16 protein-coding genes, 2 pseudogenes and 1 other annotated feature are annotated in these 18,956 nt (G+C 37.9%); all 18 genes and pseudogenes read right to left on the reverse strand.

Features of this window, described 5'->3' with window-relative positions:
• Positions 1-96 precede the first annotated feature (96 nt).
• The 18 genes and pseudogenes from AM499_RS11150 to fliS all read right to left on the reverse strand — a co-directional run bounded on the left by AM499_RS11150 (position 97) and on the right by fliS (position 18,935).
• A complete protein-coding gene (locus tag AM499_RS11150; protein ID WP_231687443.1) occupies positions 97-993 on the reverse strand; it encodes a threonine/serine dehydratase family protein in 897 nt (298 codons plus the stop codon).
• A 148-nt stretch (positions 994-1,141) separates the two neighbouring features.
• The gene (gene leuD, locus AM499_RS11155) at positions 1,142-1,726 is read right to left on the reverse strand and encodes a 3-isopropylmalate dehydratase small subunit (RefSeq protein WP_053590283.1); all 585 of its coding nucleotides are present in this window, start codon (positions 1,724-1,726) and stop codon (positions 1,142-1,144) included.
• Between the two features lie 12 nt (positions 1,727-1,738).
• Positions 1,739-3,148, reverse strand: a complete 1,410-nt coding sequence (gene leuC, locus AM499_RS11160; RefSeq protein WP_053590284.1) for a 3-isopropylmalate dehydratase large subunit — start codon at positions 3,146-3,148, stop codon at positions 1,739-1,741.
• A gap of 19 nt (positions 3,149-3,167) precedes the next feature.
• Positions 3,168-4,268, reverse strand: coding sequence for a 3-isopropylmalate dehydrogenase (gene leuB, locus AM499_RS11165; protein WP_053590285.1), 1,101 nt, complete (start codon positions 4,266-4,268; stop codon positions 3,168-3,170).
• An 18-nt stretch (positions 4,269-4,286) separates the two neighbouring features.
• Positions 4,287-5,831 (reverse strand): 2-isopropylmalate synthase, encoded by a 1,545-nt coding sequence (locus tag AM499_RS11170; protein WP_053590286.1) that lies wholly within the window; start codon positions 5,829-5,831, stop codon positions 4,287-4,289.
• Positions 5,818-6,852, reverse strand: coding sequence for a ketol-acid reductoisomerase (gene ilvC, locus AM499_RS11175; RefSeq protein WP_053590287.1), 1,035 nt, complete (start codon positions 6,850-6,852; stop codon positions 5,818-5,820). The genes AM499_RS11170 and ilvC overlap by 14 nt, the downstream gene beginning before the upstream one ends.
• 98 nt (positions 6,853-6,950) lie before the next feature.
• Complete coding sequence (gene ilvN, locus AM499_RS11180) at positions 6,951-7,463, reverse strand: acetolactate synthase small subunit (RefSeq protein WP_053590288.1); 513 nt, start codon at positions 7,461-7,463, stop codon at positions 6,951-6,953.
• Positions 7,460-9,163 (reverse strand): acetolactate synthase large subunit, encoded by a 1,704-nt coding sequence (gene ilvB, locus AM499_RS11185; protein ID WP_053592174.1) that lies wholly within the window; start codon positions 9,161-9,163, stop codon positions 7,460-7,462. The genes ilvN and ilvB overlap by 4 nt, the downstream gene beginning before the upstream one ends.
• A gap of 333 nt (positions 9,164-9,496) precedes the next feature.
• Positions 9,497-9,753: a binding site (T-box leader), on the reverse strand.
• A 10-nt stretch (positions 9,754-9,763) separates the two neighbouring features.
• Positions 9,764-11,431 carry a dihydroxy-acid dehydratase gene (gene ilvD / locus AM499_RS11190; protein ID WP_053590289.1) on the reverse strand — a complete coding sequence of 556 codons (1,668 nt, stop codon included), beginning with the start codon at positions 11,429-11,431 and terminating at the stop codon, positions 9,764-9,766.
• Between the two features lie 355 nt (positions 11,432-11,786).
• A complete protein-coding gene (locus AM499_RS11195) occupies positions 11,787-12,236 on the reverse strand; it encodes a SirB2 family protein (protein ID WP_053590290.1) in 450 nt (149 codons plus the stop codon).
• 284 nt (positions 12,237-12,520) lie between these two features.
• The gene (locus AM499_RS22405; protein WP_442853794.1) at positions 12,521-13,108 is read right to left on the reverse strand and encodes a methyl-accepting chemotaxis protein; all 588 of its coding nucleotides are present in this window, start codon (positions 13,106-13,108) and stop codon (positions 12,521-12,523) included.
• Positions 13,109-13,462: 354 nt separating this feature from the next.
• A pseudogene (locus AM499_RS22410) lies at positions 13,463-14,203 on the reverse strand (HAMP domain-containing protein); the annotation flags it as partial.
• Between the two features lie 154 nt (positions 14,204-14,357).
• Positions 14,358-15,326: a methyl-accepting chemotaxis protein gene (locus AM499_RS22415; RefSeq protein ID WP_442853795.1), complete on the reverse strand. Its 969-nt coding sequence runs from the start codon at positions 15,324-15,326 to the stop codon at positions 14,358-14,360.
• Positions 15,303-16,049: pseudogene (locus AM499_RS22420) on the reverse strand (HAMP domain-containing protein); the annotation flags it as partial. The gene AM499_RS22415 and the pseudogene AM499_RS22420, both read right to left, overlap by 24 nt.
• A gap of 22 nt (positions 16,050-16,071) precedes the next feature.
• Positions 16,072-16,821, reverse strand: a complete 750-nt coding sequence (locus AM499_RS11210; RefSeq protein ID WP_053590293.1) for a C40 family peptidase — start codon at positions 16,819-16,821, stop codon at positions 16,072-16,074.
• 229 nt (positions 16,822-17,050) lie between these two features.
• Positions 17,051-17,710 (reverse strand): GTP pyrophosphokinase, encoded by a 660-nt coding sequence (locus tag AM499_RS11215; RefSeq protein WP_053590294.1) that lies wholly within the window; start codon positions 17,708-17,710, stop codon positions 17,051-17,053.
• 476 nt (positions 17,711-18,186) lie between these two features.
• Positions 18,187-18,537 carry a flagellar protein FliT gene (locus AM499_RS11220; protein WP_053590295.1) on the reverse strand — a complete coding sequence of 117 codons (351 nt, stop codon included), beginning with the start codon at positions 18,535-18,537 and terminating at the stop codon, positions 18,187-18,189.
• Positions 18,537-18,935, reverse strand: coding sequence for a flagellar export chaperone FliS (fliS, locus tag AM499_RS11225; RefSeq protein ID WP_053590296.1), 399 nt, complete (start codon positions 18,933-18,935; stop codon positions 18,537-18,539). Before fliS ends, AM499_RS11220 begins: the two co-directional genes overlap by 1 nt.
• Positions 18,936-18,956: the final 21 nt, after the last annotated feature.

Below are 18,956 nucleotides of genomic sequence, written 5' to 3' on the forward strand. Positions count from 1 at the left end.
CACTAGTTCACAAGTTTAACCACGATATCTCCATCTGGAAAGATCCCCAAACTAAAAAAAAACCGCTAGATGATTTAACTAGCGGTTTCAATATTTTTATTTTGCCATTGGAACTTGAATGGACATTTGCTGACATTCGGTTAGTTTGCCAATGTCGAAATTTCCTCCACTCACGATTACTCCAACGTTCCCAGCGGAGGATGGGATGTGGTGACTCAACACTGCCGCTACTGCTGCGGCTCCTGCACCTTCTATGAGCGTTTTTTCGCGTTCTAGCATAAAGAGAATTGCAGATGCAATCTCCTGCTCGGTCACTGTGATGATGTCGTCCACAAGGGAATGAATAATGTTCATTGTTAGCTTTCCAGGGACTTTCACGTTTATGCCCTCAGCAATCGTTTTGCCTTGGTATGGTAGTAAAGCTGCGTTCTTTCCTTTATAAGCAACTGCAATTGCAGCTGAATTGATGGACTGAACACCAATGACACGGATATCTGGGCGAGACGATTTTACTGCAAGCAATGTGCCTGCAAGTAATCCCCCTCCCCCAGCAGGTACGACAATTGTGTCAAGTTCCGGTCGTTGTTGCAGCATTTCCATCGCTACCGTTGCTTGGCCTTCTATTACGGCTAAATCGTCAAATGGATGTATGAATGTTGCTCCAGTTCGAAGCTGTTCTTCTCTAGCTGCAACATATGCTTCATCAAAATTTTGACCCACTAGCTTGACCGTTGCCCCATACCCTTTAGTGGCATCCACTTTTGCTACTGGAGTTCCAATTGGCATGAAAATCGTTACTGGAACATTTCGCGCTTTTCCAGCGTAAGCGACGCCTTGCGCATGATTTCCTGCTGAAGCTGCGATTAATCCTTTTGCACATTCGGCTTCCGTAAGTTGTGAAACTTTATTCATTGCTCCTCGAATTTTGAATGAACCCGTTTTTTGCAAGTTTTCCATTTTTAGAAATACTTTTCTTCCACTGATTCCATTCAAAGTAGTCGACTTTTTACACGGTGTCCGATGAACAAACTCTGCTACTTTTTCAGTTGCTCGATATAAACCTACAGTGTCGTATGAATTCCCAACAAAACCATCTCCTAGTTTACTAATTTTAATAAAACAAGATTACGCATTATCAGTCTTAAACCGCCTGATGCTTTTTTAATTCGTAAGCTTTAATATAATCTTCGTATTGGAAGGTCAATGAAATTTCGTCCCAACCATTTAGAAGCATTTTCTTTTGATATGGATCGATATCGAATGAATAAACTACACCGTCAGCACCAGTAACTGTTTGTGCTTCTAAGTTTACTTCTACGTTATATTCTTCATTACTTAAAAGTGCTTCTACCTCTTCTACGGACAATTTAATCGGAAGAAGCCCATTTTTCATACAGTTATTGTAGAAAATATCCGCGAAACTTGGGGCAATAACTACACGGAAGCCATAATCTAAAATGGACCAGGGTGCATGCTCACGTGAAGATCCACATCCAAAGTTCTCATGTGCTACTAATATAGTAGATTCTTTATAACGCTCGTCATTTAAAACGAAATTTTGGATTGGATTTCCTTGTGCGTCAAAGCGCCAGTGGTAAAATAAGTATTTGCCGAATCCTGTACGTTCAATTCTTTTTAGAAATTCTTTAGATATAATTTGATCTGTATCTACATTTTTTTGATTTAAAGGTGTAATAACACTTTTGATTTCATTAATAGGCTCCACGGTTTTTCCTCCTTACGCATTCACTAGTTGAAATTTGCGAATATCTACAATATGACCTTCGATAGCTGCAGCTGCTGCCATTGCCGGACTCATTAGATGAGTTCTCGACCCAGCACCTTGGCGCCCTTCAAAGTTTCGGTTAGAAGTAGATGCACAATGTTCACCAGCTGGTACAACATCGTCATTCATCGCTAGACACATACTGCAACCAGATTCGCGCCATTCAAATCCTGCATCAAGGAATATTTTGTCGATGCCTTCTTGTTCTGCTTGTTTTTTCACTGTTTTTGATCCTGGAACGACGATTGCCTTCACATTCGGATGTACTTGACGGCCTTCAATCACACTGGCTGCTGCACGTAAATCGCTTAGGCGAGCATTTGTACAAGAACCGATAAATACATTGCTAATTTGAATTTCCTCTAAAGGCATTCCCTCTTGGAGACCCATATAAGCAAGTGCTTTTTCATGCGCTTGTTGATCGCTTGTTTCCGAAAAATCTTTTGTAAATGGAATGTGCTTAGAAACACCTGAGCCCATCGAAGGATTAGTTCCCCATGTTACAAAAGGTTCGATTTCATCTGCAGAGATTTCTACTGTTTTATCGTAAGTTGCCCCTTCGTCTGTAGCTAGAGCTATCCAACGAGCTGCTTCTTGTTCAAATGCTTCACCTGTCGGAACATGCTCACGTCCTCTAAGGAATTCAACCGTTGTTTCATCTGGGCTAATCAAACCTGCGCGTGCTCCTGCTTCAATTGACATATTACAAATGGTCATTCGCTCTTCCATCGACAATTTACGAATTGCCTCACCTGTATATTCCACGATATATCCAGTACCCATATCGATACCGAATTTTGAAATAATCGCTAGAATTATATCTTTAGCAGCTACGCCAAACCCAAGTTCACCTGTTACTTTGATTTCCATCGTTTTCGGCTTCGCTTGCCATAGTGTTTGCGTAGATAGCACATGTTCTACTTCACTTGTACCAATACCAAAGGCAATGGCACCAAAAGCACCATGAGTTGATGTATGACTATCCCCACATACAATTGTTTTACCTGGTTGTGTTAGACCAAGCTCTGGACCAATAATATGGACAATCCCTTGATCGGGATGATCCATATTGGCAAGAGGAACACCAAATTCTTCACAGTTTTGTTGAAGCGTGCTAATTTGTTTACGTGCAATTACATCCTTAATCTGCTCTCTGTTTCGTGTTGGAACGTTATGATCCATTGTTGCGAAGCAAAGATCCGGACGACGAACCTTACGATTATTTAGTCGTAGCCCTTCAAAAGCCTGAGGAGATGTCACTTCATGGAGCAAGTGTAAATCGATATAGAGAAGGTCTGGTTTACCCTCTTCCTCGTATACAATGTGTTCATCCCAAATTTTCTCAATAATCGTTTTTGCCATTTAGTCCCTCTCCTTTTGGTTAGACATAAGAAAACATTATGCTTTCAGATACAAATTCTGAGTCTAACTCTTCTAATACTTTTGCTGTCCATTCTGTTGTAGAAAGCGCTCGTTTTCCTTCTACTTGTAAATCACCTGTAAGATTTCCATCATTTAATACATTAAACACTGCTTCTTCCACTGCTGCTGCTTCTGTTTCAAGTTGGAATGCTTCACGAAGCATCATTGCCACAGAAAGAATCGTTGCCGCCGGATTCGCTTTGTTTTGCCCTGCAATATCAGGAGCTGATCCGTGTACTGGTTCATATAAACCGAAGCCATCCTCACGTGTACTTGCTGACGGAAGCATTCCTAGTGAACCAGTAATTACAGATGCTTCATCACTTAAAATATCACCAAACATATTTTCCGTTACGATAACATCAAAAGCTCCTGGCTTTGTTATTAATTTCATCGCTGTTGAATCAACAAGCATATGCTCCACTTCTACATCTGGATATCCTTGTTTTTTCTCTTCTACGATTTCACGCCATAATTTACTAGAATCAAGGACATTCGCTTTATCAACAGAAGCTAGTTTACCTTTGCGACTTCTAGCAATTTGGAAAGCTGTATCGACGATACGTTCAATTTCCTTTCTTGTATAAACAAGCGTATCAAGCGCATAATCGTTTGTTTTCTTACGTGGTTCAGCGAAATACAGACCGCCTGTTAATTCACGAACGATTACTAAGTCCACATCCTTTGCAACTTCCTTCTTAAGTGGCGATGCATCAAGTAATGCTGGAATAGCTTTAACAGGACGAATATTTGCATATAAACCGAAATGTTTACGGATTGCTAATAATCCTTTTTCAGGGCGTAAATGAGATGGATTCTGATCCCATTTCGGCCCACCTACTGCGCCTAAAAGGATGGCATCACTTTGACTACATGCATCAATTGTTTCTTGTGGAAGAGGATTTTCCTTCGCATCAATCGCCGCACCACCAATCAGCGCATATTGCAGATTAAACGTATGATTGAAGCGATGAGCAACTGCTTGAAGCACCTTTACGGCTGCTTGTGTTACTTCTGGACCAATTCCATCTCCCGGTAATACCGTTATCGTTTTTTCCATCCCATTCACTCCCATTTTTTATTGTGGTACTGCTATTTGCTCTTGATAGTGTGATTTAACTAATTGACGGTTTATAGCGTTCAAATATGCTTTTGCAGATGCTTCCAATACATCCTGAGATGCATTGCGCCCCGATGAAATAACACCATTAAAGCTTAGGTTAACGATTGCTTCGCCAAGTGCATCTCTTCCTTTAGAGACAGAAGATACACGATAATCAATAATATGAACTTCTCCGTTCACTAGCTTTTCTAATGTATTGAATATAGCTTCTACAGATCCAGCTCCAGTTGAAGAAACTACTTCCACTTCACCAGATGGTGTTTTAGCTTGAACCGTAGCAGTTGGAATATTAGAAGTACCATACTGTACCTGTACGCTTTCTAATTCATAGACTTCCACTTCAGAAGTTTGAACTTGTTGATCTGTCAATAAAACAAATAAATCTTCCTCGGTAATCTCTTTTTTACTATCTGCTAATTTTTTGAATGCAACAAAAGCAGCATTTAGCTTTTCATCACTTAATTGGAAGCCCATCTGTATTGCACGATCAGAGAATGCATGGCGACCAGAATGCTTACCAAGTACTAGTTCAGTTGCTACATCACCAATCAATTCTGGTGTAATAATTTCATATGTTTCTGGGTTTTTCAGCATACCATCTTGATGAATTCCTGATTCATGAGCAAATGCATTCTTCCCAACAACCGCTTTGTTTGGTTGGATCACAACCCCAGTTAACTTACTTACAAGCTGACTTGTGCGTTTAGTTTCTTTTAAAACAATACCGGAATCTGCTTTGTAGTAATCATTTCGAATATGTAGTGCAACCGCAACTTCTTCAAGCGCTGCATTGCCTGCACGTTCTCCAATTCCGTTGATTGTACCTTCAACTTGTGTAGCACCATTTTCAATGGCTGCAAGTGTGTTGGCAACTGCTAATCCTAGATCATCATGACAGTGAGCAGAGAGCTTCACTTTTTCAATACCAGTCACGTTCTCACTCAAGTATCTGAATAAAGCCCCATATTCAATTGGAGAAGCATATCCTACAGTATCAGGGATATTAATCGTAGTAGCTCCCGCTTTTATTACTTCATTCATAATTCGTACTAGGAAATCACGGTCTGAACGTGTTGCATCTTCCGCTGACCACTGAACAAGTGGAAAATATTTTCTCGCAAGCTTTACGGATTCTACTGCAATTTCAATAACTTGCTCAGGTGTTTTGTTCAGCTTATATTGCATATGAATCGGGGATGTCGCGATAAATGTGTGTAGATGTGGCTGTACTCCACCTTTTAAAGCCTCCCAAGAAGTTTCAATATCACTTTTAATCGAACGAGCTAGCCCTGTTACCGTTGAGTTTTTTACTGTGTTAGCAATTAATTTAACTGCCTCAAAGTCTCCAGGTGAAGAAGCAGGAAACCCTGCCTCTATGATAGAAACTCCAAATTTTTCAAGCTGACGAGCTATTTCTAACTTTTCTTGCGTGTTTAGGTTAATCCCTGCAGATTGCTCCCCATCACGTAGCGTTGTGTCGAAAATATCAATTTTGACCACTCGTCACCACTTCTTTCTTGACTTGTTTTTTACCTTCATTGATGAAAGGCATCATTTCACGAAGTTTTGCACCAACAACTTCAATTTGATGTTCAGATTCTGCTTTTTTGATTGCGTTATATTTTGGACGATCTGTTTCGTTCTCTTTAATCCATTCTCTTGCAAATGTTCCATCTTGAATGTCCGTTAATACGTCTTTCATACGATCTTTTACAGAAGCATCGATGATGCGTGGACCTGAAACGAAGTCTCCCCACTCAGCTGTATCTGAGATGGAAGAACGCATTGTTGCCATTCCACCTTCGTACATTAAATCAACAATCAGTTTTAATTCGTGTAATGTTTCAAAGTAAGCAAGCTCTGGTTGATATCCTGCTTCTACTAAAGTTTCAAATCCGGCTTTTACTATTGCAGTTGTACTACCACAAAGAACTGCTTGTTCTCCGAATAGATCTGTTTCTGTTTCTTCTTTGAATGTTGTTTCCAAAACTCCAGCACGAGCAGCTCCAATTCCTTTTGCATATGCTAGAGCTAAATCTTTTGCTTGACCAGTTGCATCTTGATATACAGCGAATAAACCTGGTACCCCTGCTCCTGCTTCGTATGTTCTACGCACTAAATGACCTGGACCTTTTGGTGCTACAAGGAATACATCCACATCAGCTGGAGGTACGATTTGATCAAAATGTACGTTGAATCCGTGAGCGAACACTAATGATTTTCCAGCAGTTAATGCAGGCTGTATCTCTTCTTCATAAACAGCTTTTTGTCTTTCATCTGGTAATAAAATCATGATAACGTCTGCTTTTTCAGCTGCTTCTTTTACAGAATAAACTTCTAATCCGTCTTCTTTTGCTTGATCGAATGACTTCCCTGCACGAATACCAACAACTACGTTAAAACCTGAATCCTTTAAGTTTTGTGCATGTGCATGACCTTGTGATCCGTAACCGATGATTGCAATTGTTTTTTCCTGTAAAAGTCCTTCGTTGATATCTCCGTTGTAATACATTTTAGCCATTATAATTTCCTCCTCGAATTTGGGTTTTTATATTATTTAAAAGTTTATAAACTGTATAACTAAGTATCAGACAAGCTTTGTTCACCAGTATTGCATTTTTAAAGTATGGATAATTGTGGTGTGTTTGTTTTTTGGGTTTCACGAACAAACGCTGTAACACCTGTTCTTGTAAGCTCTTTAATACCATATGGTTTGAGCAGATCAATGAAAGCATCAATCTTTTCTGGGTTACCGGTTACTTGAAAGGTAACAACGTTTTTCCCCGTGTCGATTGTATAAGCTCGGAATGGTTCAATAATACTGTTTATCTCTGCTCTTACAGCAGGTGGCGCTACGACTTTCACGAGTGCCAACTCTCTCACAACAATTGATTTTTCTGTAATATCATTAACTTTCAACACGTCTACTTGTTTTTGAAGCTGTTTTAAAAGCTGTTCTAGTTTTTGTTCATCTTGTACGTTTACGACAAACGTCATTTTAGAGATTTGCGGTTGTTCCGTATGCCCCACTGTAATACTTTCAATATTGAATTGACGCTTCATGAGTAGGCCAGTAACACGGTTTAAAACACCGCTTTGATTGATCACTGTTACTGTAATAATTCGTTTCATTCTGGCTTCACTCCAATCATTTCATGTAGCCCTTTACCTGGAGCAACCATTGGATAGACACTTTCTTTTTGAACAACTCGACAATCAATTAGGACTGGCTCATCTGATGCAAGTGCTTCTTTTAATTGAACCTTTGCATCTTCATATGTTTCGATTTTGTAGCCTTTAATATCATAAGCAGCTGCTAATTTTACGAAATCAGGCTGAACTGGGATGAGAGATTGCGAGAAACGCTCTCCATGGAATGTCTCTTGCCATTGGCGTACCATTCCGAGTGCTTGATTGTTTAAGATAATAACTTTTACTGGGATTCTCATCTCTTGTAGTAGAGACAGTTCCTGAAGTGTCATTTGGAAACCTGCATCTCCAACGATGGAAATTACTTTTGCTTCTGGTTTAGCAAGCTGTGCACCAATTGCTGCTGGGAAACCAAATCCCATTGTTCCAAGTCCACCAGATGTTACCCAGTTATGCGGATGATTGAATTTATAATACTGTGCAGTCCACATTTGATGCTGTCCTACATCAGTAGTTACAACTGCATCTCCATTTGTATACTCATGTACAAGCTCTAACACTTGCTGTGGTAAGAGCCCTCTTTCCTCACTCGCTTGATAATGAAATGGATATTCTGTTAGTGAAACACGTAAACTCTCTAACCACGTAGCAGTATTTCCATTTGACACATCTTGTGCAAGCAGTGCCTCCAAAGCTTCCTTTGCATCCGCAACAATTGGGATTTCTGTAGGAACGTTTTTCCCAATCTCCGCTGGATCTATATCGATATGAACCACTTTTGCATTCGGTGCAAAGTAGTTTAAGTTTCCTGTTAGACGGTCATCAAATCTTGCGCCTACATTAATCAGTAAGTCACAAGTTTGAATTGCCATATTGGCTGTGTAAGTCCCGTGCATCCCTGCCATTCCTAAAAACAACTCATGATCGCCTTCTATACTTCCAAGTCCTAGGAGTGTATTGGTTACAGGGATTTGATACTTCTCGGCAAACGCTGCTAGTTGATCTGATGCTTTGGCGAATAATACACCTGCACCTGCAAGTATCAATGGTTGTTTTGCAGTAGAAATAGCTTGGGCTGCCTTCTGTATTTGTAAAAAGTTAGGCGTTGTCGTCGGTTGATATCCTGGAAGATTTACTTCTAGGTTTACATCCTCTGATGAAACAAACATGCCTGTTGCCATATTTTTTGGGATATCTACGACGACTGGTCCTGGACGACCTGTGGAAGCAATATGAAAAGCTTCGTTAACAATTCTTGGTAAATCTGCTACATCTTTCACTTGGTAATTATGCTTTGTAATTGGTTGTGTAATCCCAATGATGTCCGCTTCTTGAAAAGCATCTGTTCCAATAACAGTTGTAGCAACTTGACCTGTGAAAACAACGAGTGGAATGGAGTCCATCATAGCATCAGCAATACCTGTCACTAAGTTCGTTGCACCTGGTCCAGAAGTAGCAATAACTACCCCTACTTTCCCTGATACTCTTGCATATCCTTCAGCTGCATGGATTGCACCTTGCTCGTGACGAGCTAGAATATGTTTGATAGGATTTCTGTATAATGCATCATAAATCGGTAAAACTGCACCACCTGGATAACCAAATACTACTTCAACTTGATGTTTTTTTAGTGTTTCGATTAAAACATCCGCTCCATCTAATTGCTTCGGAGCAGCAGGCATTTGAGCTTCTTCATAGGTTTGTTCTGCTTCTTCTACACTCAACTTCATCATAATTTCCTCCTTTTTCAAATCGTCCAGTCCAAATCGAAAAGCGTAAGCGCCTGTTTAATGGAGTACAGTCTAAGTTCGCGACATCGTGTCGCAACGACTGCATGACCTACATCCTGTATGCCTCCGACAGGCAAATGGGGAATAGCGAGGAGGCAGCTCCTCAGCCACCGCAGCTATTTCACATTTGACCCCGAGGAGCAAGGTGCTGAAGTCTAGACAACACCTTTTTGTTATAAAAAAAGAAAAGAATTTCTCCCACACAAAAAAACTATAGTTCTTTTGTATAGGGATGAAATTCTTTTCATGGTACCACCCTAGTTCGCAGCGCAACCGCTACCTCGCAGACAACCGACAAATCGCCGACCATCCATTTTTAACGAGAGTAGCTAATTTACTACACCCGGAAGTATCTAATTGGTTTCCCGTTCAACACTTCACTCCGAGGGGATGTCGCTAAAGGTTGTATTGCCGGGTCCCAGCACCACCGGCTCTCTGTGAATACAAGATTCCTTTAACTTTTACCTCATCATAGATTTAATCAATATTCGTTTAGATTTTCATTACTCCACCTGTACTCGCAGATGTTACGAGTTTCGAATATCTTGCTAAATAACCTTTTTTAATTTTTGGTTCAAATGGTTGTAAGTTTAATCTTCTTGTAGCTAATTCTTCTTCATTAACCTTTAACTCTATTGTTCTATTTGTTAGATCAATAGCGATAATGTCATCATTTTCAACTAATGCAATTGGTCCGCCTTCTGCTGCTTCTGGAGAAATATGTCCAATGGAAATTCCTCTTGATGCACCAGAAAAACGTCCGTCCGTAATGAGTGCCACTTTAGTTCCTAATCCACGACCTTGAATCGCCGATGTCGGAGCAAGCATTTCAGGCATCCCAGGTCCACCTTTCGGACCTTCGTAGCGGATAACGACTACATGGCCTTCTTGAACAATCCCGTTGTCAATCGCTTCTTGTGCCGCTTCTTGTGAATCAAACACAATTGCTTTTCCAGTAAATTCTTTAATGGAAGGATCAACTGCTCCTACTTTAATCACTCCACCATCTGGAGCAATATTTCCAAATAATACGGACAAGCCGCCTACTGGACTATATGGATTTTCTTTTCGGCGTATGACTTGATCATTTTTAATTTCTGCATCCTTCACGTTCTCATAGAGAGATTGACCAGTTATCGTCATTCGATCTGGATGAACAGCTCCAGGAATCTCGCAAAGTTCTTTTATAATTGCACTAACTCCTCCAGCAAGATGTACATCATGCATAGAGTAATCAGAGGCAGGCATAATTTTCGATAAATAAGGAATTCGTTTTGCTACTTCATTTATTTCTTTCACGTCATATTCGATTTCTGCTTCATGTGCGATAGCCAATGTGTGGAGAACTGTATTTGTTGAACCACCCATTGCCATATCTAGTGCAAACGCATCATCGATTGTTTCTTTTGTAATCAAATCTCTTGGCTTTACATCTTCTTTAATCATTCGTACAAGATGTTTTGCCGCTTCCTTAATAAGTCGGTGACGTTCCTCGGAAGTTGCAATAATTGTACCGTTACCTGGAGGAGTCATACCTAACATTTCCATTAAAGAGTTCATAGAGTTAGCTGTGAACATTCCCGAACAAGAACCACATGTAGGACATGCATTTTGTTCAATATCGAGAAGTTGTTCTGCAGTCATCGCACCGGATTTATAAGAACCAACTCCTTCAAAAACGGATGTTAATGAAAGTTGTTTCCCGTCAGCTGATGTTCCAGCCTCCATTGGTCCACCTGAAACAAAAACAGATGGGACATTTGTTCTGACTGCTGCCATTAACATTCCTGGTGTGATCTTGTCACAGTTTGGAATGTAAAACACTCCATCAAACCAATGCGCGTTAATAACTGTTTCGGCAGAATCCGCGATAAGCTCTCGACTCGGAAGTGAATATCTCATCCCGATGTGACCCATTGCAATCCCATCATCAACACCAATCGTGTTAAATTCAAATGGAATTCCACCTGCCTCGCGAATTGCTTCTTTAACGACCTCTGCAAATTTATTTAAATGCATATGGCCTGGAATAATATCAATATAGGAGTTACAAACACCGATAAACGGTTTATCTAAATCTCTCGTTTTTACCCCAGTAGCATAAAGCAAACTACGATGCGGGGCACGATCAACGCCTTTTTTTATCATGTCACTTCTCAATATAATCGACTCCTATATCACTGCTAATCTAGCAACTAGCATTGAAGCTTTTGCTTTTATTTGATTGTGAATTTTCTCACAATATTTAATATATTGTTGATATCATAACTCCTTTAAAATGGCGCGTCAACACCCTTTTTAAAAATTGTCAGTTATTTTTGAATATTCATTAATTATGAAATCGCTTACATCTGCGATATATCGCATTTTATATTCAGAAAAAAATATTTGTGAACAATTTGTTAAAATGACGTGAACGTGGAAGTTCTATGCTGAAGTGATCACAAGTAGAACCGAGTACGAAAAGTTAAAGCAAAATAAAAAAGACCCTCTCTCAATATTGAGAAAGAGTCAATCACCATAAATTAGGTTTTACAACCATAAACCAAAGCATGATCAACAGCAAGAGTATATATTGCCATACAGAACTGTTTAATCTTTTAATAAGCGTACTGGAATCAATAACTCCAGCTTGAAATTGTCGAATCTTTGGCTTAAATGCCTTTGCAAGAAAAACGATAGAACTAATCATAACAACAATTGTCATGACTACCCACGATGTCGACCATGGCCAATTTCCTTGCCACATAAGTAGAACTCCAGAAACGACTAAAACATGACCAGCATGCTTAACTATCCGAATCGAAGCTTGAAAAACTTCTATTTGGGAATGAAGGACTTCACCGCTCTTATCATGCATTCGATTTAATAAAGGAAATAAAACAAAAAAAGGACCAATAGAAAGAATTGCACTAAGTACATGGATAAAAACAATGGATTCGTACATATAATCACCTACGTACATTATACTTTATCCACTTACATTAATTTGTGTCTAGATGAGGAATGTTTTATATATGGAATATACTTTTCCTATTCGCTATATTGAAAAGTATCTTCGCAACATTATAGACCTAACTCGAAACTTTTTACTTTCTCGCTATATTTACTCACTTACTCGCAACTTTCTAATCCGTATTAGCAATATGTACTCCCATACGTACAACATTCTACAGCGTATTCGCAATATTGACATATTAGAAAGACTCTATTTCGCAATACGAAATAGAGTCTTTCTTATTAAATAGATTATAGTTTAAAATGACTTACTTCACTTTGAAGTTTTTCTGCGAGATTTGCCAATGATTGTGCACTTGAAGAAATCTCTTCATTTGCAGCTAGCTGCTCTTCTGTAGCAGCACTTGTATCACTAGCACCATCTGCTGCATTAGTCGCTAGAGTTTGCACTTGTTGCGCACTTTCTGTTACGGATTCAGCCATTGCTTGAATTTGCTCAATTGCTGCAGAAACAGTTTCAACTTTAAATACAACTTCTCCAACGCTTGACTCTATTTCATTAAAAACATTAAGCGATTCCGTAGTTTTGGAAAGCCCTTCTTCTACTTTTCCTCCACCAGTTGTGATTGCTTTAAGAGCATCACCAGCAGCAGATTGGATCAACTGAACCATTGATTCGATTTCAGAAGCTGAATTTTTTGATTGCTCAGCAAGTTTACGAACCTCTTCTGCTACAACAGCAAAGCCTTTACCATATTCCCCTGCACGTGCTGCCTCAATTGCTGCGTTCAATGCAAGTAAATTCGTTTGTTCCGAAATATCTGTGATAAGTGCTGTAATAGATTGTATTTCATCTGAATGCTTCGCCATATTTTTCATAATTTCTGTTGTTTCATTAAATGTTGTATGAATTGTATCCATTTGAGTCGCAACATCTGTGACAACCGCTGATCCTTTTGTCACTAGATTTTTAACCCCATCCGTTGCTTGAAGCATCTCTTCATTACTTTTCGAAATTTGACCAACACCTTGTTGCAATTCCACCATAGAATTTACTGAGCTTTCTAAATGCTTCACTTGTTCTTCGCTGGCTGCCATTTGTCCTTCAGCAGATTTCGCAACCATTTGTGAAGAAGCTAAACTTTCCTCAGAACTTGCAGATAGCTCTTCAGCGTTCGCAGCCAATTGCATAGAAGAGTCTCGAACACTTGACACTATGCGTTGCAAATCGCTCGACATTTTATTGAAAGTTGTCGCCATAACGCCAACTTCGTCTTTATTTTTTATTTTGATAGGTTCTACTAATAAATTCCCGTTTGCAATTTCCTCTAAACCAGCAGTAACCTTTTGGATTGGTTTAGAAATGCCTTTACTAATGAAATAAGAAAGAAGTAAGGCAATAACAATGCTAAGAATCGTAATCATAATTACAAAATTATTAGAGTTTGCTTGATATTGATCTAACTCAGCTCTTGTTTGTTCCATATCAGCAATTTGAATTTCCTTTAATTCGGCTAAAATTGCTAGCACTTCTTCGTTTAATACAGTTGATTGACTAGCATATTGTTCAAATGGTTGATTGCTCTTTTTCGACGAAATTATCTTATCGTTTGATTCAAATAACGCCACTGTTTGCGTGCGAAGATCCTCTAATAACTTTAATGACTTCTCATCTTTCACACTTTCTATAAGGGTTTTTGCCGCGGCTGACCCATTCTCGATTTCCTCATCAAATTTACTAAGCGCATCTTCTTTTCCAAACATAACAAACTCTAATACAGCAGTCGCCATATCTTTTTGGATGACTTCAATCTCTCCTACTAGTTCCACTTTCTTAACATTATTATCAAGCAAAGACTGGTATTTATCAGTAATAATAGATGATGCTAAAATAGATAGTACGCTCATTAATACTAATAAAAGTAAAACTGCTGAAAACCCGAACCACAATTTTTTCGATATTGTTAATTTCATTTCCTTACTCCCTTTTTTCCTATTCTCTCTTTTCCGAATGATTCTTAAGTAACTATATTATTATACATAAATAAAGGTACTTTGTCATAATTTAGAATTTATTTGTCGAAAAAAAGCCCTAAATCTATAAAAGATTTAGGGTAATTGGTATACATTAGATTTTAAAATGACTAACATTATTTTGCAAAGCCTCAGCAAGATCTGCTAATGACTGTGCATTTGCAGTTATTTCTTCATTTGCGGCAAGCTGCTCTTCAGTAGCTGCACTTGTATCATTTGCCCCATCCGCAGCAATTGCTGCAAGCCGTTGAACCTCAAGTGAACCTTCTGAAACGGATTTTGCCATTTCCTGAATTTGCTCTATTGCAGTGGAAACTGACTCTACTTTGACTCCAACTTCACCCACAGCAGATTCAATATCCTTAAATACATCTAATGATTCAGTTGTTTTGGAAATCCCTGCTTCCACCTTGCCACCACCGTCTGTGATTGCTTGAACTGCCTCACTGGATGCCTCTTGAATCATTTGAACCATGGAAGCAATCTCCGTTGCAGAATTCTTTGATTGCTCCGCTAATTTTCTTACTTCTTCGGCAACTACAGCAAATCCTTTTCCATATTCTCCTGCGCGAGCCGCTTCGATTGCTGCATTCAATGCCAATAAATTCGTTTGTTCCGAGATATCTGTTATTAACTCAGTTACATTTTGTATTTCATCTGAATGCTTTGCCATATTATTCATAATAACTGTCGTATCTTTGAAGGTTGTATGAATCGTGTTCATTTGTTCAGCAACATCGGAAACTACATCAGATCCTTTATCAACAAGCACTCTAACTTCGTCTGTTGCTTTTAACATCTCTTCGTTACTTGTTGAAATTTGCTCGACCTCTTGAGATAATTCAGCCATCGCGTGAACCGAAGAATCCATATGGCGGACTTGCTGTTCACTAGTGGCCATTTGTTCCTCTGCAGACTTCGCTACCATTTGTGAGGACGCTAAGCTTTCTTCAGCACTTGCAGTCAGCTCCTCAGCATTAGCCGCGAGTTGCATAGATGAATCTCTAACACCTGAAACAATTTCAAGTAAATCTTTCGACATTGTATTGAAGGCTACTGCCATTTCTCCTACTTCGTCCTTGTTTTTAATAACGATTGGCTCTATACGTAAATTACCATCCGCAATCTGAACAAGTCCTGCAGTTACTTTCTTAACAGGTTTAGAGATACTTCTACTAATGAAATACGCTAGTGCAAGTCCTAAAATAACACTGATAATAGGTATTACTATAGTTAGTATATTAACCATAGATTCAAATTTTTTCAGTTCTGCTCTAGTCTTGTCCATATCATCTTGTAGAAATTGCTCCATTTCCCCCAAGATTTTAATCGTATCAATACTTATCTCTTTAGAATCTGCTGTAAGTTTATTTATTAATGAAGTATCTTTATTTTTCTTTGCAGTAATCAATTCCTCATTTTTATCTATGAAGGTCTTCTCTTTTTTCTTGATATCCTCCATCATTTTTAATGTTTCAGGAGAAAACAATTTACCTTCCAAATCAGTAGTTAAGGAAGCCTGTAATTCTGAATTGGATCTAATATTATTAAGCGATTCATCTGTATTAAATAATAAATAATCCATTACACTACGAGATATATCCTTTTGCGCAATCTCAATATCTTTTATAAGATCCACTTTTTCTACCCGATCATCTAACAAAAACTGATATTTAGCACTTATTTCATCCATAGAAATATGTAACATAACAGAAACTCCAGCTAGTAATATCAAGACGACAGAAAACCCTAACCACATTTTCTTAGCTATTGTCATTTTCATCATAAAGCTCCTAATCTCTCCAATATTATTCACTCACCATATGAAATCTATTAAATGAAACAAAATGTTCCTTCCAATAAGAAGAATCTAAACTAGCAATCTCAACACCCTTAGAACCTGCATGTATAAACTCATTGTTGCCTAAATATATTCCCATATGTGAAATTCCTGCTTTATATGTATTCTCAAAAAACACTAAATCGCCAACTACCGGGTTAGCAATAGCTGAGCTTTGTGCAAAATAACTCTCGCTGCTTTGTCTAGTGATAGTCAGCCCTGCTTGTGAATGAACAAAATAAATAAATCCACTACAATCAAATCCCGCCATTGTATTTCCTGCATACAAATAAGGAGTACCTACCAAAAGTTTTGCAAAGTCTACTACTAAATCATATGTAGCTTGTCCGTCTGAGGAAAGGGATTTTACATCATTAAGTAGTGGAGCTGGGTTAGTAATAAGTTCCTCCGCCTTCACCTGAACATCTTTAGCAGGATTTTCTTTGGGAGTTGTTACAGCCTTCGTACTTGCTACCGCTTGAGTTGCTTTAGTAGTTGTATTAGCTACTTTAGGTTTTTGTACGATTAACTTCTGCTTCACATAAATACTGTCTTTCTTAAGCTTATTCCAAGTACGAAGATCGTTCACTGTCACTTTGTACACTTTAGCAATCTTTGTCAACGAATCCCCTTTTTTCACTTCATACAAAGCATTAGCACTTGCAGAAGTCGTAAATGTAAATAATAAGACCGAGACTATTAGCACCTTCTTAAACATATTAATCCTCCTTCTAATTTACTAGTAATTTAATAATACCATTATTTACATACTTAAACATTATAATTTTTATAAAATAAATTGCCTGGGAAATAAATTACTTAAAAGCGATTAAGGAAGGAAAAAAACATGTTGTATAGATTATCATTTTATTTATCTAGTTAAAGGTAAAACTTAAGAACAATTATAAAAAAAACAAAAAAAAGTAGATTGTCTCTGTTTTCATTATTTATCCATTTGAATCTGTTTCACTAGATAGTAGTTGAAGTCTTAATTTAGACATTTCTTTGTCCAGTAATGAGGAAGCATTGGATAGCTCAATTAATTGTTTTTGAGCTTCTTCCGGTATCGATTCACCTTGATATTTATAGTTGAGTTTATGTTCTGTTGATGCCCAAAAATCCATAGCGGATGTTCGGATTTGGATTTCCGCAGGAACCCATATCACTTCATTAGATAAGATGACTTGCGTTTCTACAACAAGATGAAGGCTTTTGTAGCCACTCTTTTTAGGTTCTTTAATATAGTCTTTTACTCTAATCATGCGAATATCTTCACGCTGTTCGATATGTTCCTTTAGCAAATATACATCATCAATAAAGCTAGTGACAATTCGTACTCCAGCTATATCTCGTATTTCTTGTTTAATAGATTCTTGAGTCAGCGCTATTTCTTTATTTTCAATCTTTTCAACCAAAGACATAATAGTTTTCATCCGTGTTTTCATATGCTCAATGGGAGAGTATCCGTGTTTCGATTTCCATTCAAGATCAATAATATTAAAATCACTCTTCAACTCATATAATGCCATCTCATATGGGATGAAAAAGCCTTTCCAGTTTTTTAAAACCTTTTGCACTAAATCGATCTTATGTGTCTCTTGATACATATTAAACACTCCTTGATTAAAATCACACTTTATTATTCCGTCATCATATCACAGGTGGTTTGAATCGGAAAGATATATTAGAATGACTAGCTTGGGGATGAAATGGAAGTGTAATCGTGTTATAAAAACAAGCTAAATGGAAGAACGTTTGAGTTCCCCCTTTTTCACTTATTATTCATTATCGTCACTCTCCATCAACTTGTGTTTTTATCTATTAATACTGATTCATTATGTGTATCCGAAGGTTATACCTTTTCTTATAGAATGGAAGTTATAATGAAATCTAATATTTTGCTTGTGGAAGATGACTTGGCAATTAAAGAAATGGTTGAAAGTTATTTAACAGACAGCTTCTTATGTAGAAGATGTACTAGGAATGCTGGGTACATTTGATAATCAGCAATCTCAAGTGAGTGCTACAACTACTAGCTTAGAAAAATAAAACACCGACTTTCTTAAACGAAAGTCGGTGTTCTTCATTTCTTATTATCAAAATACATACCATCAATTGTTTGTGTTGCTGCATAAGGATTACTGTAAGAACCCTCATGACGTTTTTTTTGTTGGAGATCTTTTAAATCTCCTTTAACTAAATTCATTATTTTATCTAATCGCTCATTTATTCCTCGATCTAATTCCAATAATTGCTCATACAAAGAATTTGTAGATAAATCAGTTTCAGCTAGTGCATGTATTGCTTCTCCACGAGCATCGAGTAACTCATTAACTTTTTCGATAAACTCTGTACGTTCATTCTCTGAAGGATTTTTTGTTAAATGAGCATATAACATTTCAGATGCGGCTAGAAAATTTTCTATATCACCCATTATGCTTGATCTCCAGTAAATTGTTTTTGACGATTGATTTGAATTACTTGTTTCCATGTGTCTCTAAATTCCGTCACATAACCTTCTACTTCTTCAATGATGCTCACATCATTTTTTATATTCGCTTCTATTAAACGGTGATTCATATATTCATACATTTGCATCATAGACTGAGAAATTTCAATATTCATATTCAGTGTCACCATAAGCTCTTGAATAATTTTCTGAGCCTTTTGCAAATTAAGGTTTTTTTCCTGGATATTTTTCACTACAATAGCTACCTTAGCTTTACCTAAAAACTTAAGGCATCCATTATAAAGCATTAATGTTAATTCACCTGGTGAAGCAGTGCTCACACTATTATTTTTATAAGCCTGATGTACAGATTGTGCTGACAATATGTCACAACTCCTTTTATA

This window comes from Bacillus sp. FJAT-22090 (assembly GCF_001278755.1).
GTDB lineage: Bacteria > Bacillota > Bacilli > Bacillales_A > Planococcaceae > Psychrobacillus.